The sequence below is a fragment of the Pseudomonas sp. HC1(2025) genome (genome assembly GCF_058742075.1).
Genome location: NZ_CP196017.1, coordinates 2,617,582 through 2,633,534, shown reverse-complemented (window position 1 = coordinate 2,633,534; position 15,953 = coordinate 2,617,582). Strand labels below are relative to the sequence as shown.

General features: G+C 64.9%; 12 protein-coding genes. 9 read left to right on the top strand and 3 right to left on the bottom strand.

The genetic code is table 11. From position 1 onward, the window contains the following. Positions 1-8: 8 nt before the first annotated feature. A complete protein-coding gene (locus ACSSVH_RS12020) occupies positions 9-1,157 on the bottom strand; it encodes a glycerate kinase (RefSeq protein ID WP_492634594.1) in 1,149 nt (382 codons plus the stop codon). Positions 1,158-1,269: 112 nt separating this feature from the next. Then, positions 1,270-2,370 (bottom strand): sugar diacid recognition domain-containing protein, encoded by a 1,101-nt coding sequence (locus ACSSVH_RS12015; protein WP_169955874.1) that lies wholly within the window; start codon positions 2,368-2,370, stop codon positions 1,270-1,272. Positions 2,371-2,540: 170 nt separating this feature from the next. Here ACSSVH_RS12015 and ACSSVH_RS12010 point away from each other — a divergent pair, with 170 nt between their 5' ends. Further along, a complete protein-coding gene (locus ACSSVH_RS12010) occupies positions 2,541-3,851 on the top strand; it encodes an MFS transporter (RefSeq protein WP_032860575.1) in 1,311 nt (436 codons plus the stop codon). 117 nt (positions 3,852-3,968) lie between these two features. On the opposite strand, the gene ACSSVH_RS12005 is transcribed toward ACSSVH_RS12010, so the two are convergent. After that, positions 3,969-4,673, bottom strand: coding sequence for an SDR family oxidoreductase (locus tag ACSSVH_RS12005; protein WP_169955870.1), 705 nt, complete (start codon positions 4,671-4,673; stop codon positions 3,969-3,971). A 100-nt stretch (positions 4,674-4,773) separates the two neighbouring features. Between ACSSVH_RS12005 and ACSSVH_RS12000 the strand changes: the two genes are divergently transcribed. The 8 genes from ACSSVH_RS12000 (at position 4,774) to ACSSVH_RS11965 (ending at position 15,951) form a co-directional block, all read left to right on the top strand. Continuing rightward, a complete protein-coding gene (locus ACSSVH_RS12000) occupies positions 4,774-5,703 on the top strand; it encodes a LysR family transcriptional regulator (RefSeq protein ID WP_492634593.1) in 930 nt (309 codons plus the stop codon). A gap of 205 nt (positions 5,704-5,908) precedes the next feature. After that, on the top strand, positions 5,909-8,038 hold the full coding sequence (locus ACSSVH_RS11995; RefSeq protein ID WP_262381006.1) for a TonB-dependent receptor family protein: 2,130 nt from the start codon (positions 5,909-5,911) through the stop codon (positions 8,036-8,038). Between the two features lie 16 nt (positions 8,039-8,054). Further along, entirely contained in the window at positions 8,055-9,767 is a 1,713-nt protein-coding gene (locus ACSSVH_RS11990) for an ABC transporter substrate-binding protein (protein ID WP_492634592.1), read from the top strand. Further along, entirely contained in the window at positions 9,764-10,687 is a 924-nt protein-coding gene (locus ACSSVH_RS11985) for an ABC transporter permease (RefSeq protein WP_170060411.1), read from the top strand. Before ACSSVH_RS11990 ends, ACSSVH_RS11985 begins: the two co-directional genes overlap by 4 nt. Positions 10,688-10,881: 194 nt before the next feature. Continuing rightward, positions 10,882-12,123 (top strand): acyl-CoA dehydrogenase family protein, encoded by a 1,242-nt coding sequence (locus ACSSVH_RS11980; RefSeq protein WP_170058072.1) that lies wholly within the window; start codon positions 10,882-10,884, stop codon positions 12,121-12,123. Between the two features lie 14 nt (positions 12,124-12,137). After that, positions 12,138-13,466, top strand: coding sequence for an LLM class flavin-dependent oxidoreductase (locus tag ACSSVH_RS11975; RefSeq protein WP_492634591.1), 1,329 nt, complete (start codon positions 12,138-12,140; stop codon positions 13,464-13,466). Beyond that, positions 13,463-14,314 carry an ABC transporter permease gene (locus ACSSVH_RS11970; protein WP_492634590.1) on the top strand — a complete coding sequence of 284 codons (852 nt, stop codon included), beginning with the start codon at positions 13,463-13,465 and terminating at the stop codon, positions 14,312-14,314. Before ACSSVH_RS11975 ends, ACSSVH_RS11970 begins: the two co-directional genes overlap by 4 nt. Beyond that, positions 14,311-15,951, top strand: a complete 1,641-nt coding sequence (locus tag ACSSVH_RS11965; RefSeq protein ID WP_492634589.1) for a dipeptide ABC transporter ATP-binding protein — start codon at positions 14,311-14,313, stop codon at positions 15,949-15,951. Before ACSSVH_RS11970 ends, ACSSVH_RS11965 begins: the two co-directional genes overlap by 4 nt. The last annotated feature ends 2 nt before the right edge of the window (positions 15,952-15,953 follow it).

The window sequence follows — 15,953 nt, the reverse complement described above, 5'->3', positions numbered from 1 at the left end:
AAGCGCTGTCATCCGCCACTGCGCTGCGCGCCCAAGCGCCACACTCGCGCAATGTCCGCCGCCCGCTCACGCAGCAACCGCGGCGCTTCGCTGCAGGCCTGCTCCAGGCTCATCGGCCCGCCAGGCAAGGCAAACGCGGCGTCGACGCCATGGGCATACATCTGCTCGTAGCCCTCGCCCAGCGTGCCGGCGATAACGATCACCGCAACACCGTGCTGCTTGGCCACCCGCGCCACGCCAAACGGGGTTTTACCACGCAGGGTCTGGGCGTCGAAGCGGCCTTCGCCGGTGATCACCAGGTCGGCGCCGCGCATGGCGTGTTCCAGGCCTACCAAGTCGGCGACCACCTCCACGCCCGCACGAAACCTAGCGCCGAGGAAGGCCTTGGCGGCAAAGCCCAGGCCACCGGCCGCGCCGCTGCCCGGCTCGTCGCGCACGTCCCGGGGCAAGACTTCGGCGCAGTGGTCGGCGAAGTGTCCGAGGGCCTGGTCCAGCTGCTCGACTTGCTGGGGGTTGGCGCCTTTTTGCGGGCCGAAAATCGCCGAGGCACCGTGGGGGCCGCACAGGGGGTTGTTGACGTCGGCGGCGATATCGAAACGCACCTGGGCCAGGCGCGGGTCCAACTGCTCAAGATTGATCCGTGCCAGGTGCGCCAGGGCCAGGCCGCCACGCGCCAGGCTGTGGCCTTGGGCGTCGAGCAGTTGCACGCCAAGGGCCTGCATGGCACCGGCGCCGCCGTCATTGGTGGCACTGCCGCCAATCGCCAGGATGATCCGTTGGGCCCCGGCATCCAGGGCGGCGCGGATCAGCTCACCGGTGCCAAAGGTGCTGCTGGAACAGGCATCGCGCTGCTCCCGTGGGACCAGTTGCAGGCCGCTGGCTTCAGCCATTTCGATGATTGCCGTGGCACTTTCGGCCAACCAGCCCCAGCGCGCCTCAACGGCGCCGCCCAACGGGCCTTGCACGGTGCAACTGCGCAACTGGCCATGGCAGGCCGCGAGCACCGACTCCACCGTGCCTTCACCGCCGTCCGCCATCGGGCACTGGATCAATTCGGCCTGCGGCCAAACCTCAGCCAGGCCTTCGGCAATGGCCTGGGCCACGCCTTCGGCACTCAGGCTGTCCTTGAACGAGTCGGGGGCGATGATGACTTTCATGGGCTTTCTCCGGTTTTTATGACGCCCATGCTGCCAGTTGGCACCGGCAATGACGCCTGTCCGATGCACAAGCGCGGCTGGGGTTTGTTGTTCATTTCTACAAAAGCGCCTCCTAAGGGGTTTGGGGCAGCAGTTGCACGCCCAGGTACAGCGCGAGCATGCCATCTAAGGTCAACGGGTCGACACCGCTCAATTCGGCGATGCGCTCCATGCGGTAGCGCAGGCTGTTGCGGTGGATGCCCAATGCATCGGCACAGGCCTGGCTTTGCCCGTCGTGCTCACACCAACTGCGCAGCGTCGCCTGCAGTTGGCCGTTGGCGTCCTTAGCCAGGACCTTGCGCAATGGGTTAAGCAGTTCGTCGAGGGCATCGTCGTTGCGATGGCGCCAGAGCATCACCGGCAACCGGTAGCGATTGAGGGTCAGCAGGCGCGACTGCGGCAGCACGTCACGGCCATAGGCGAGCAAGTCCGCCACCCGCCGATAACAGCGGCGCAAGCCGGCCAACCCGTCGGCCTGGCCACCGACGGCCACCCGCAAGATGTTCCAGCCCGAGGCCTCGAGTTTTTCCAGCAGGCGCGGGTTGTCCATCGGCACCGCCGCCGGGCGACACCACAGCAACGAAAACTGTGCGCTGCTGACGCACCAGCTGTCCGGATAACGCGAAGCCAGCCAGGCAGCCAGGGCTTCGGCAGTCTGGCCCGGGCCCAGCTCAAACAGATAGGGGGTTCGCGGCAACTGCGGCTTGAGCCCCAGTTGCTGGGCCTCGTCCACCAGGCGCGGCGACTCGCCGCTGTCGGCCAGCAGCAACGCCAGCAGATCATCACAGCGTTGGCGCCGCCACTGCTGCTCCGCCTGCTGATGGCGCTGGCTGACCAGCATCTCGGCAGTCATGCGCACCAGTTCGGCATAAGTGCGCAGCAACTGCGGTTCACCGCTGATGCCCAGCACCCCGATCAGGCGCTGGTCATGCAGCAGCGGCAGGTTGATCCCCGGCGCCACGCCCTTGAGGTGCTTGGCGGTCTGGCTGTCGATTTCCACCACGCGACCGTTGGCCAACACCAATTGCGCGCCTTCATGACGGGTATTGATGCGCTCCGGCTCGCCGCTGCCGAGGATCAGGCCCTGGCTGTCCATGACGTTGACGTTGTAGGGCAAAATGGCCATCGTGCGATTGACGATATCCTGCGCCAGGTCATGATCGAGTTCGAACATGGGGCTAAATTCCTTGAAAGCGCTGCATTAAGCGATTGTTCAAAGGCACAGCGCAATGGATGGATCGCTGTGCGGGGGCACAAAGACACGACACCGTCCCGTGACCGAGACTCTTGGGGCGATCAACGTTACCCTCGCATCGCGAAAAATCATAATAAAGAGAGAACGCCATGTCACAGAGCGCCGCCGCTACCCTGGCCAACGATGACGACAAAAACGCCGTCTACAAGCGCATCACCCTGCGCCTGATCCCCTTCATTTTCATCTGCTACCTGTTCAACTACCTGGACCGCGTCAACGTCGGCTTTGCCAAGCTGCAGATGCTCGACGCCTTGAAGTTCAGCGAGACCGTGTACGGCCTCGGCGCCGGGATTTTCTTTATCGGCTACGTGCTGTGTGGCGTGCCGAGCAACCTGGCGCTGACCAAGTTCGGTCCCAGGCGCTGGATTGCGCTGATGATGATCACCTGGGGCACCCTGTCTACCTGCCTGCTGTTTGTGACCACACCGACGCACTTCTACACCTTGCGCCTGTTTACCGGTGCCGCTGAAGCGGGCTTCTTCCCGGGCGTGGTGCTGTACCTCTCGCAGTGGTTCCCGACCTTCCGCCGTGGGCGGATCATGGCGCTGTTCATGTCCGCGATCCCGGTGTCGGGCCTGCTCGGCAGCCCGTTCTCCGGCTGGATCCTCAACCACTTCGCGGCGGGCCAGGGCGGTCTCGCGGGCTGGCAGTGGATGTTCCTGCTGCAAGGTGTGCCGACGGTGATCCTCGGTGCCCTCGCCTACTTCCTGCTCAGCGACAGCTTCGCCAACGCCAAGTGGCTGACCGCCCATGAGCGCGCAGTGCTCGAGGCCGACCAGGCCACCGACCTGGCCAACAAGCCCAAGACCACCACTGATTCGCTGCTGGAAGTGTTCAAGAACCCGGCAATCTGGGCGTTCGGCCTGATCTACTTCTGCATCCAGAGCGGCGTGTACGCCATCAACTTCTGGCTGCCGTCGATCATCAAGAACATGGGCTTTAGCGATAACCTGGTGATCGGCTGGCTCAGTGCGATCCCCTATTTGCTGGCGGCGGTATTCATGCTGCTGGTGGGCCGCTCTGCCGACCTGCGCAAAGAGCGCCGCTGGCACCTGGTGGTGCCGATGCTGATGGGCGCTGTCGGCCTGATCATCGCGGTGAACTTCGCCACCACCCCGGCCATTGCCATCCTTGGCCTGACCATCGCCACCATGGGCGCCCTCACCGGCCTGCCGATGTTCTGGCCGGTGCCTACCGCCATGCTCAGCGCCGGCGCGGCCGCGGGGGGCCTGGCATTGATCAACTCCATGGGCCAGATGGCGGGCTTTTTAAGCCCGTATGTGGTGGGGTTTGTGAAGGATGCGACCGGCTCCACCGACCTGGCGCTGTACCTGCTGGCGGCGGTGATCGTCGCGGGTAGTGTGCTGGCGCTGCGCATGACCCGTACCCTGAAGGCCTGACACTGCACAAAAAATGTGGGAGCGGGCTTGCCCGCGATAGCGGTGGATCAGTCAGCCTATGTATTGACTGACACGCCGCCATCGCGGGCAAGCCCGCTCCCACATTGGGTTCGGTGTTTACAGCAATCCACCGCCGTCGATATCGATCACGCTGCCAGTGATAAAGCCATTCTCCATGGCCATCAAATAACCCGCCGCCACTTCCTCCGCCTGCCCCACCCGCCCTACCGGCAACGCCCCGCCCACCTTGGCGAACATGCCCTGACGCTGTTCCTCAGGCATCCCCGCGTATGCCGGCGTGTCGATCACCCCAGGGCTGACCACGTTGACCCGCCGTGGCGCCAGTTCCTTGGCCAACTGCTTGCCCAACGCTTCGGTCGCGGCATTGATGCCGACCTTGATAAATTGCCCCGGCACCAGCTTGCGCCCCAACTGCCCCGAGGTCAGGACGATGCTGCCGCGCTCGTCGAGAAAAGGCAGCGCCTGCTGGATTGCGCGCAAGGCGCCCCAGAGCTTCACATTGAAGTTGTCCTGGGCAAGTGGCAGGTCGGTGTCCTGCAGGTGTTTGGCCTGGACCGCAGGGCCCGAGGTGAACACCAGGTGGTCAAAACGCCCCACCGCTTCGAACAGACGTTGCAGGGAGGCGCTGTCGGTGACGTCTACCGGCTCGCTGCGCACGCCGTTGTCGACCGTCGACGTAAGGCGTCGCCCGGCCAGTACCACCTGCGCGCCACGGGATGCCGCCTGTTGGGCGACTTCGGCGCCAATGCCGCTGCTACCGCCAATCACCACCACGGTTTTGCCCTTGAGGGGAGATGTCATGGGAACTGCCTCGTGCGGAAAAATGAGCGTTCATCTTCCCAGCTTGGCAATCGCGGAAAAATCCCGGTAAAACGACAGGATCTTTAAGGGATTTTTACAAATGAGCTCAATCCTCGACCTGGAAGTGTTTGTACGCACCGCCGACAGTGGCAGCCTCTCGGCGGCCGCCCGCAGCCTTAGCCTGACCCCGGCCGCCGCCAGTATTGCCCTCAAACGCCTGGAAACCCGCCTGGGCATGCGCCTGCTGGCCCGCTCCACACGCAGCATGCGCCTCACCGAAGAAGGCCGGCGCTACCTGGACAGCGTGCGGGTGGCCCTGGAAGCCCTGGCGGAAGGCGAACAGGCGATCAAGCAACACGGCCAGAGCCTCAGCGGCTTGCTGCAACTGTCCGCGCCCTCGGATTTCGGGCGCAATGTACTGCTCGGTTGGCTGGATCAGTTCAAGCGCGAGCACCCGAATATCCGCCTGCAATTGCTGCTTAACGACAGCAACGCCGACCTGTTCCGCGAAACCGTGGACATCGCCCTGCGCTTTGGCGTGCCAAGGGATTCAAGCCTGGTGGCGCTGCCGGTGGTCGGCGATCACCGCCGTATCGCCTGCGCCAGCCCCGCGTACCTGGCGCGCCACGGCACACCCCAGGTGCCGGCCGAGCTGGCGCAGCACAGCACCCTGCGCTACATGCGCCAGGGCCGGCCCAACAGCACCTGGTATTTTCGCCAGGGCACGCTGCTTGAGGAGGTCGAAGTGGGCGGCGATTACCTCAGTGATGACGGGGAAATCGTGCGGCGCTGGGCCCTGGCCGGCCACGGTATTGCCTACAAGGCGAACCTGGACGTGGCCGGCGATATCAAGGCCGGGCGCCTGGTGCCGTTGTTCGGCGAATGGCAAGGCGAACCCACGCCCTTCAACCTGATGTGCCCCCATCGCCTGCAAGTGTCGGAGCGGGTCAAAGTCCTGCATCGCTTCTTGCAGGCGCGCGCTGGCGAATTGCTCGCCGAATCAGCGCAACACAGGGCAAAAACGCTCTAGTGCGGGCCCCTCGGCACTGTTCAAAATCCAACAGCAGTTCAACACAGGTGTGGTTTTTTGGCATAAGAGACCCGCTGATTAAAACCAAATACCCCGCAAAAACCCGCTTTGGCGCTTGGCATGCTTTCTGCTCTATCCCTGCCAGAGATTGACTATACGAATAGAAACTCGCCTCCACTCGTAGCCAATCACAGGGAATGCACAATTGAAGTTGATCTCAAGGCCTCTGCCGCCACTCGCCTCCAGTTCGTTTAAAACCGTCAGCGCCCTGACATTGATCCTCGCCGCCCAATGGGCCCACGCCGAAGATTCGCGCCTGCAGACCGTAACGGTGCAGGCCAGCAAGGTCACCGCCAGCGAAGAAGCCCAGCTCAAGCTCGACGAGGTGGCCGGCGGCGTCAGCCTGGTCAAGGCCGCTGACGTCGAACGCGGCCGCTCGGCAACACTGGAAGACACCCTCGCCTATCAGCCCGGCGTGTATGCGCAGTCGGCGGGTGGCAACGATGCAATCAAGATTTCCATCCGTGGCTCCGGGGCCAATACCTCGCCGGGGTATTTTCGCGAAGGCACCAAGTTCCTGTTCGACGGCCTGGCCCTGACCGGCTCCGGCGGCACGCCGTATGAGCTGCTGGAAACCCAGGGCCTGGACTACACCGAAGTGCTGCGCGGGGCCAATGCCTTCCAGTACGGCGCGCTGTCGTTGGGTGGCGCGATCAATATGGTGACCAACTCCGGCCTGACTGCGCCGGGCAATCACGTGCGCTTGGAGGCCGGCAGTTTTGGCTGGCGCAAGCAACAACTGAGCACCGGCGGCGTGGTGGACAACGGCGACTACTACGTCAGCCTGAGCAACTCCGAACGCGACGGTTACCAGGACTGGACCTTCACCAAGGCCAAAGGCGTGGTCACCAACTTCGGCTACCGCTTCAACCCCAAGCTGGAAACCCGCCTGTTCGTACGCTACCGCGAGGAGTATCACGAAAGCTCCGGCACCCTGACCAAGGCCCAGCTCAAGCACGACTCGTCGCAAACCAACCCGGTGGCCCTGGCCAGCCGCGATGATTCGACCAAGCGTGGTTCGACCTGGGTCGGCAGCAAGACCACCTATACCTTCGACGATGACGCCACCCTGGATTTTGGCCTGGTCTATCACAACTATCCCCAGGTGCTGTACCGCAAGAGCACGGTCAACCCCAACTACTGGGACTGGCGCGACCTGAACCTGTCGCTGACCTATAACCGCAGCGACCAGATCCAGGGGCACACCAGCAACACCTCCCTGAGCCTGACCAGCACCCAGCACCTGCAGGCCGGGGTCAAGACCTACAACGGCAACCCGGCCTCCAGCACCTACGGTGCCTTGCAGAAACAGGCACGCTACACCGGCTCGTTCGACCGCGTGTTTGCCGCCGGCAATGACCTGCAACTGACCGACCGCCTGTGGCTGTCCACCGGCCTGTCGTTGAGCCAGATCAAGCGCGATATCGAGGTGCGCTACTCGGACCGCGCCAATACCTCGCCCTACCCGGACCACTACGACTACGACAGCTGGAACGTCGCGCCGCGCCTGGGCCTGCGCTACGAGATCACGCCGGACTTCCAGGTGTTCGGCAACGTCAGCCGCTCCATCGACCCGCCCAGCAGTTGGTCGTCGTCGGGCTCCGGGGTGGCCAGCAACTACGCCAAGACCCTCACCGAGCAGAAGGCCAATACCGTTGAGTTCGGCGTGCGCGGCAAAGCCGGGATTTTCGATGGCAGCCTGGCGGTGTACCGCTCGTGGATCAAGGATGAACTGCTCACCGTCGAAGTGATTCCGGCCACCCGTACCACGGCGGCGGTCAACTCCACGTCCAACGCCAGCCCGACCATCCACCAGGGCATCGAAGCCGGCCTGGATACCGCGCTGTGGCAAAGCGCGCGCGGCGAAACCGTCAGCCTGCGCCAGGCCTACACCCTCAACGACTTCTACTACCGCAACGACGCGCGCTTTGGCTCCAACGAGCTGCCGGGGCTGCCCAAGCACGTGTACCAGGCCGAGCTGCAATACCGCCATCCGGACGGGTTCTACGCCGGGGTCAATGTGCGCTCGGTATCGAGTACCGCCGTGGACTACGCCAACACCCTGTATGCGCCCTCCTACACGATTTTCGGCGCCAAGCTGGGGTATGAAGCCCCGAGCAAGAAATGGCAGGTGTACCTGGACGTGAAAAACCTCACCGACCAGAACTACGTCACCGCCATCCAGCCGATCTACGACGCCCAGGGCAAGGACGTTGCCGCGCTGTATCCGGGGGACGGCTTTGGCGCATTCACCGGCGTGGCGTTCAACTTCTAAGGTGGGAGCCTTCACGATGCCGATCAATCACTGGAGCAGGTACGCCCTGCTCCTGGGGTTGCTGCTGGTGGGCGCCTGCTCGCCGGACGCCCCACCGCCCAGCTCGGTGCAGCGGGTGGACGGCCACCTGGACGCCCAGGGCCTGCTCAGCTACGACCCCAGCGACTACCACGAAACCCGCCAGGGCACGTCGGGCGGCACCTTGCGCGTGTCGGCCGCGCTGGATACCGGCACCTTCGATGTGCATTCCAGCTACCACGGCAACGTGCAATGGCTGGCGCGCATCGTCTACGACTGCCTGTTGTACCAGGACGAAAACGGCAAGCTCTCGCCCTGGCTGGCCAAGTCCTGGGACGTCTCAGAGGATGGCAAGACCTACACCTTCCATTTGCGCGACGACGTGACCTTCAGCGACGGCGAAAAATTCAACGCCCAGGCGCTGCGGGCCAACCTGGAACATATGCGCGACCCGGCTACCAAATCACCGCTGGCGGCGGCGTACATCGCGCCCTACGTCGATGGCCGGATCATCGACGACTACACCTTTGAGGCGCACCTGCGCGAGCCTTACTCGCCGTTTTTGTATGTGCTGGCGCAGTCGTGGCTGAGCATGGTCTCGCCCAAACAGATCCGCGAAGCGCCCAAGAGCATCGCCGAGCACCCCATCGGATCCGGGCCGTTCGTACTGCAAAGCTATACCCGCGAACAAGGCGCGACCTTTATCAAGCGCGCCGATTACCACTGGGCACCGCCGGTGACCCGGCACATCGGCCCGGCCTACCTGGACCGTATCGAGCTGAGCATCGTCCCCGAGGCCATGACCCGCTACAGCACCCTGCAATCCAAACGCTCGGACTTCACCCTGGATGCACCGGCGCAAAATACCGCGGCGATGCGTGCTTCGCAGAACCTGGTGGTGCGCAACCGGATCCGCATGGCCAGCCCTTACCGCAGCCTCACGTTCAATACCCTGCGCTTTCCATTCGACGATGTACGGGTGCGCAAGGCCATCGCCCAGGCCATCGACCGTGACGGCCTGGCCTGGATTGCCGGGTTCGGTGAGTTCTTGCCCAAGAGCGATTACCTGGCGGTGAACACGCCGTTCTATGACCCGGCCTACCGCGACGTATTGAAATACGACGTCGACGCCGCCAACCGCCAACTGGACGAAGCCGGCTGGACCCAACGCGATGCCCAGGGCTATCGGGTCAAGGACGGCCGGCGCCTGTCGGCGCACTTGCTGGGTTTTGAAAGCCCGCCGTTCCCCAGCAGCGTCGCGGTGGCGGTGCAGGCGGATGCAAAGAAAGTCGGCATGCAGTTCATTATCGAAATGATGCCCCTGGCCCAGCTCACCGACCGCCGCACGGCGGGCAACTACGACGCCATCGGCGGCGGCTATTGGCACACCAACACCCCCGACGGCCTGTACATCCTGTACCACAGCGACTCGCGCGCCTCGCCAAGCAAAAGCGGCAACAACCTCAGCAACCTCAGCGACCCGCGCCTGGACCAGTTGCTCAGCGACGCCCGCCGCTCCCATGACCCGGTGCAACTGCAAGCCCTGTACAGCGCCGCGCAACAACGCCTGACCGAAGTGGTGCCGGCGGTGCCGGACTTCGAGAGCCAGGTGCTGATTGCCTATCGCACGGCGGTCAAGGGCTTGATTTTCGACACCGTGCACAACACCCCATTCTTTACCAGCGTCTGGCTGGACCAGGAGGCACCATGAAACGGCTTGCCGCTCGACTACTGGCCGGTGTGGGCGTGCTGTGGGGCGCGGCCACCCTGACCTTCGTTGCCATCCATTTCAGTGCCGGCGACCCGGTGCTGGCGATTCTCGGCGGGCCGGACGCCATCCCCACCCCGCAGCAACTGGCCCAGGTCCGTGAGGAATACGGCTTTGACCAACCGTTGTGGGTGCAGTACGGGCGCTATGTGGGGCGGATCGCCCACGGTGATTTCGGCGAGTCGTACCGCTTGCGCATTCCCGTCACCGAGGCCATCGGCAAGCAGATTGGCGCGACGCTGCAACTGGCCCTGAGTGCCGCACTGCTGGCTATCGGCCTGGCGCTGGCCAGCGCCGTGCTTACCGCCAAGCGCAACCCCTGGGTGCGTCGCGTGGCTTCGGCCAGCGAGCTGGTGCTGTCGTCATCGCCGTCATTCGTGCTGGGGATTTTGCTGTTGCTGGTGTTTTCGTTCCAGTGGCCGGTGTTGCCGCCAGCCGGCTCCAACGGCTGGCAAACCCTGATCCTGCCGACCCTGGCCCTGGCCCTGCCGATTGCCGGGATGCTCAGCCAGGTACTGCGCCAGGAACTGGAAGACATCCTCGAACAACCCTTTATCGCCATGGCCCGTGCCCGCGGCCTGTCGCAGACCGCCGTGCGCCTGCGCCACGCATTGCGCCATGCGCTGGTGCCGCTGGTGACCTTGTCCGGGTTCATCTTCGCCAGCCTGCTGGGGGGTGCGGTGGTCACGGAAATGCTGTTCGCCCGCCAGGGTATCGGGCGAATGATGCTTGATGCAGCCGTGGCCAAGGATGCGCCGGTGGTGCTGGGGATCACCTTGTTGGCGGCACTGGTTTATGTGGTGGTGAACCTGTTGGTGGATGTACTCAACGGGTTGATTGATCCACGGGTTAAACCGCGATGACGGCTGATTCACACAGGCTGCTTTATGTGGGAGCGGGCTTGTGTAGGAGCGGGCTTGCCCGCGATAGCGGAGGGTCAGTTGATAAATAGTTGACTGATACACCGTCATCGCGGGCAAGCCCGCTCCTACACAAGGCTGCTCCTACAGTGGATCACCGACAGCTTCAGATACTGTATTCAAGTAAGGAATCGAACATGAGCGACACCCCACTGCACGAACGCTTCGCCCCGGTTTTCCAGCGTATTGCCCAGGGCGCGGTGCAACGCGAGCAAGAACGCACCCTGGCCTTCGACGCCGTCGATTGGCTGAAAACCGCAGGTTTCGGTGCCCTGCGCGTGCCCCGCAGCCAGGGCGGCCTGGGCGCCAGCCTGCCGGAGCTGTTCGCCCTGCTGATCGAGTTGGGCAGCGCCGACTCGAACCTGCCACAAATCGTGCGCGCGCATTTTGGCTTCGTCGAGGGCCGGCTGGTGAGCCAGGACCCCGAGTCCCAGGCGTACTGGTTCCCCAAGGTGGTCGCCGGGCAATTGTGGGGCGCAGCCATGGCCGAGCGCAGTGACACCACCACCAACTCGGTGACGCTCAAACCCACCGCCGAAGGCTGGCAACTGGACGGCCAGAAGTACTACTGCACCGGCACCTTGTATGCCGACTGGATCGCCGTGGCCGCCGCCGACGGGCCCGACTTTATCAGCGTGGTGGTGCCCACCGATGCGCCCGGCGTGACCCGCGTGGATGACTGGGACGGTTTTGGCCAGCGCCTGAGCGGTAGCGGCACCACGCGCTTTGAGCAGGTGGCGGTGCCCGAGCATCAGGTACTGCGGCGCTTCAAGCCCGGCGAGCTGCGTGCCGAGTCGTATATCTCGGCGTTTTACCAGCTGTTCCACCTCGCGACCCTGGCCGGGATCGCCCGCGCCGCGTTGCGCGACGCCGTCGATTTTGTCCAGGGCCGCACCCGCGCCTTCGGCATCCCCGGGCAATCCAGCCCGCGCCTGGACCCGCTGGTGCAGCGGGTGATCGGCAAGCTGTCGAGCCTGTCCTATGCCGCCGACAGCCTGGTACAGGCCACCGCGCAGGTCCTGCAAAGCACCCATGAGGCGGTGCTCGACGGCTCCATCAGCGAGGCGCAATACGTCGATGCGGATGTGCGCACCTACCAGGCACAGCAAGTGATCCTGCCGCTGGTGCTGGAGGCCACCAGCCTGCTGTTCGAAGTCGGCGGCGCCTCGGCCACCAGCCAGGTGCGCCGCCTTGACCGGCATTGGCGCAATGCCCGCACCCTGGCCTCGCACAACCCGGCGATCTACCGCGAGCGGGCCCTGGGCGACTTCTACCTCAACGATGTCAGCCCCGCTGCCGCCTGGCGCGCCGCCCAGGAACAGGCCGTGGCCGACCACCCCGAGCATGCCAGCGCCCGCGATGAAGCCAGCGCCGTCTAACCCCAGGAACCTGCATGAAAAAGCACATGAGCATTGGCATGAACATCCTCGGTTTCGGCGCCCACGCGGCGGCCTGGCGCGTCGGCGAAGTGCCGGCCGATGCCTACCTGGATGTGGAGTACTACCGCACTATCGCGCGCATCTCGGAACGTGGCTGCCTGGATGCGATCTTCCTCGCCGACGGCCCGGCCCTGGCGGGCGATGTGGCCACGCAACCGGTAGGCCGCCTGGAACCGACCCTCCTGCTGACCGCCGTGGCCCTGGCCACGCAGCACATCGGGGTGATCGCCACCGCCTCCAGCACCTACAACGACCCCTACAACCTGGCGCGGCGCTTCGCCTCCCTGGACCATATCAGCGGCGGCCGCGCAGCCTGGAACGTGGTGACCAACGCCACTGACGCCGCCGCGCAGAATTTCGGCCTGGCCAACCAGTTGCAACACGGGGAGCGCTACGCCCGCGCCGAAGAATTCATCGACATCGCGTGCAAGCTCTGGGACAGCTGGGAAGACGACGCGATCATCGGCGATGCCGGCAACGGCCGCTACGCACATCCCGACAAAATCCACAGCCAGGACTTTGTCGGCCGGCATTTTTCCATCAAGGGCCCGCTGAACCTGCCCCGCTCGCCCCAGGGCCGGCCGGTGCTGGTGCAGGCGGGCTCATCGGAGGGTGGCAAGGCCCTGGGTTCGCGGTATGCCGATGCGATTTTCACCACCCAGACCAGCCTGGAAGATGGCCAGCACTTCTACCGCGACATGAAGCAGCGCGCGCGCCAATGGGGGCGCAACCCCGAGCACCTGAAAATCATGCCGGGCCTGTCCACGGTGATCGGCAGCAGCGAGGCCGAAGCCCATGCACGCTTTGATCAACTCAATGCCTACCACGGCGAACATGGCCTGATTCAGCAAGTGGCCGCGCGGATCGGCATCCCCGCCGAGGAACTGCAGTTGGATGCGCCGCTGCCGTGGGCGCGGATCGGTGAAGTGGGCACCTATGAGAAAGGCTCCCAGGGGTTTCTCGAAGCCCAACTCAACCTGGCCCGCCGCGAAGGCCTGACGGTGCGTGAACTGTCGCGGCGCATCCTGGTCGGCCATCGCCTGCTGGTGGGCACCCCGGAACAGGTGGCCGACACCCTCGAACACTGGTTCCTCGCGGGCGCCGCCGATGGCTTCAACATCATGCCGGACATGTTTCCCTCGGGGGTCGAGGTGTTTGTCGATGAAGTGGTGCCGCTGCTGCGCAAGCGCGGGGTATTTCGCCATGAGTACAGTGGCAGCACGCTGCGTGAGCACTTGGGGTTGCCGTACCCACAGAGTCAGTATGCGAGGAGCCTGGCATGAGCACCTATAACCTGCCCTGGCGCTTGCCCTTGGCGCTGCCGAGCACCTTTCGCCCCGGCCTGTCACTGGCCTGGCTGTTTGTGATCGGCTTGTTGATCGCGGCGCTCGTGCCGCACTGGCTGACCGGCGTCGACCCCCTGGCCGCCGCCGCCCGCAACGCCTACCTGCCACCCAGCGCCAGCCACTGGCTGGGCACCGATGAAAACGGGCGCGATGTACTTGCCCGCTTGATCCACGGGGTGCGCCCTTCACTGTTGATGGGCCTGGTGTCCACGGCCATCGGCCTGGGCGCCGGGATCATCCTCGGCTTGGCGGCCGGCCTCGGCCCGCGCCTGATGGATGGCGCGATCATGCGCCTGATCGACGTTTTGCTGGCCTTTCCCGACCTGCTGTTGGCCCTGGTGATCATCACGTTCTGGGGCCAGGGCCTGTGGATCACCCTGATTGCAGTGGGCGTGGCGAGCATCCCGCGCTTTGCGCGGATGGTGCGCGCGCAGACCCTGGTGGTGCGCGATGCACCCTACGTCGAAGCCGCTACCACCCTCGGCCGGCATCGCGCAGCCGTGGTGTTGCGGCATGTGCTACCCAATGCGATCAAGCCGATCCTGATCCTCGCTACCATTGGCATCGGCCACAACATCATCACCGGCGCGGCGCTGAGCTTCCTCGGCTTTGGCGCCTCGCCGCCCGCGCCGGAATGGGGTTCGATGCTCGCCATGGGCCGCAACTACCTGGCCAATGCCTGGTGGCTGGTGGCCTGGCCGAGTGTGGCGATCATCCTGACGGTGGTGTCGATCACCGCCCTTGGCCGGGACTGGCTGGCGCGCAGCGAGGGTAAATCACGATGAGTACGTTAGTGGAGGTACAAGACCTGCGGGTACAGTTTGGCCACACGCCGATTATCAAGGGCATATCGTTCAGCCTGGCCGCCGGTGAATGCCTGGCGCTGGTGGGCGAGTCCGGCTCGGGCAAGACTGTCACCTCGCGCACCCTCAGCGGCCTGAGCGGCGCCGGCTCGCGCGTACAGGCCGCGCGCCTGGCGTTTGCCGGCACCGACCTGCGCCAGTTGGACGACCGCGCCTGGCAAACCCTGCGCGGTGCGCAGATCGGCTTTGTGATGCAGGACGCCCTCGGCTCCCTCGACCCGCTGCGCCCGGTAGGCAAGGAAATAGCCGAACCGCTGCGCCTGCACACGCCACTGGGTCGCGATGAGCGCCAGGCACGGGTCATCGAACTGCTGCGCGCGGTCGGCGTGCCGCAGCCCGAGTTGCGCGCCTTGCAGTACCCCCATCAACTGTCGGGCGGCCTGCGCCAACGGGCGCTGATCGCTTCGGCGATTGCCGCCGGCCCGCGCCTGTTGATTGCCGATGAACCGACCACGGCGCTGGACGCCACGGTGCAGGCCCAGGTCCTGGCGCTGTTGGAGTCCCTGCGTTCCCAGGCCATGGCGATGCTGGTGGTCAGCCACGACCTGGCGGTGGTGTCGCGCCTGGCGGACCGGGTGGCGGTGATGCATCACGGGGTGATTGTCGAGCAAGGCCCGGTGGAGGCGATCCTGCATGACCCGCAGCATCCCTACACCCAGTCGCTACTGCGGGCCGGGCGTGCGGTGCATTTCCAGCGCCCGGCCCTGGCGGCGCCGAAAGTGGCCAGCGTCGAGCGCTTCGACCTGCCGTTGATCGAGGCGCGCAACCTGCAAAAAACCTTTATCGGCCCCGACGGCCAGCCCCATGTTGCAGTGCACAACGCCAGCTTCAGCCTGCGCGCCGGGGAAACCCTGGGAATTGTCGGCGAGTCCGGCAGCGGCAAGACCACCCTCACCCGCATGCTGTTGGGCCTGGAGCGCCCGGACGCCGGCGATGTATGGCTCAACGGCCGGCCCTGGAGCGCCCTGAACGATCAACAACGGCGCCAACTGCGCCAACGCATCCAGGTGGTGTTCCAGGACCCGCAAAGCTCGTTCGACCCGCGCTACACCGTGGCCCGCGTGCTTAACGAGGCGTTGCAGGTGGCCGGCCTGCCCCGCAGGGAATGGCCGGCGCGCACCCTGGAGCTGCTGCAACTGGTGCGCCTGGACGCCAGCGTGCTCGAGCGCCGCCCCCTGGAGCTTTCCGGCGGCCAGCGCCAACGTATCGCCATTGCCCGCGCCTTGGCGCCCAACCCCCAGGTGCTGGTATGCGACGAGCCGGTGTCGGCCCTGGATGTGTCGGTGCAGGCGCAGATCCTCGCGTTGCTGGCCGACCTCAAGTCACGCCTGAAACTGGCCTGCCTGTTCATCTCCCACGACCTGGGGGTGATCAACCAGGTCAGCGAACGGGTGCTGGTGATGAAGGACGGCGAGGTGGTCGAAAGCGGCCCTGTGCGCGATGTGTTTGACCACCCGCAGCATGCCTACACCCGCGCCCTGCTCGATGCCATCCCGCAGATCGACCGGCCCGCCCCGGTGCCCGAGCACCACTTCATTACCTACGCCATTGCCATATAAGG

Coding starts and splice junctions, on each gene's coding strand:
- ACSSVH_RS12020 (WP_492634594.1), bottom strand. CDS start 1,157: ATGAAAGTCATCATCGCCCCCGACTCGTTCAAGGACAGCCTGAGTGCC.
- ACSSVH_RS12015 (WP_169955874.1), bottom strand. CDS start 2,370: ATGTTCGAACTCGATCATGACCTGGCGCAGGATATCGTCAATCGCACG.
- ACSSVH_RS12010 (WP_032860575.1), top strand. CDS start 2,541: ATGTCACAGAGCGCCGCCGCTACCCTGGCCAACGATGACGACAAAAAC.
- ACSSVH_RS12005 (WP_169955870.1), bottom strand. CDS start 4,673: ATGACATCTCCCCTCAAGGGCAAAACCGTGGTGGTGATTGGCGGTAGC.
- ACSSVH_RS12000 (WP_492634593.1), top strand. CDS start 4,774: ATGAGCTCAATCCTCGACCTGGAAGTGTTTGTACGCACCGCCGACAGT.
- ACSSVH_RS11990 (WP_492634592.1), top strand. CDS start 8,055: ATGCCGATCAATCACTGGAGCAGGTACGCCCTGCTCCTGGGGTTGCTG.
- ACSSVH_RS11985 (WP_170060411.1), top strand. CDS start 9,764: ATGAAACGGCTTGCCGCTCGACTACTGGCCGGTGTGGGCGTGCTGTGG.
- ACSSVH_RS11980 (WP_170058072.1), top strand. CDS start 10,882: ATGAGCGACACCCCACTGCACGAACGCTTCGCCCCGGTTTTCCAGCGT.
- ACSSVH_RS11975 (WP_492634591.1), top strand. CDS start 12,138: ATGAAAAAGCACATGAGCATTGGCATGAACATCCTCGGTTTCGGCGCC.
- ACSSVH_RS11970 (WP_492634590.1), top strand. CDS start 13,463: ATGAGCACCTATAACCTGCCCTGGCGCTTGCCCTTGGCGCTGCCGAGC.
- ACSSVH_RS11965 (WP_492634589.1), top strand. CDS start 14,311: ATGAGTACGTTAGTGGAGGTACAAGACCTGCGGGTACAGTTTGGCCAC.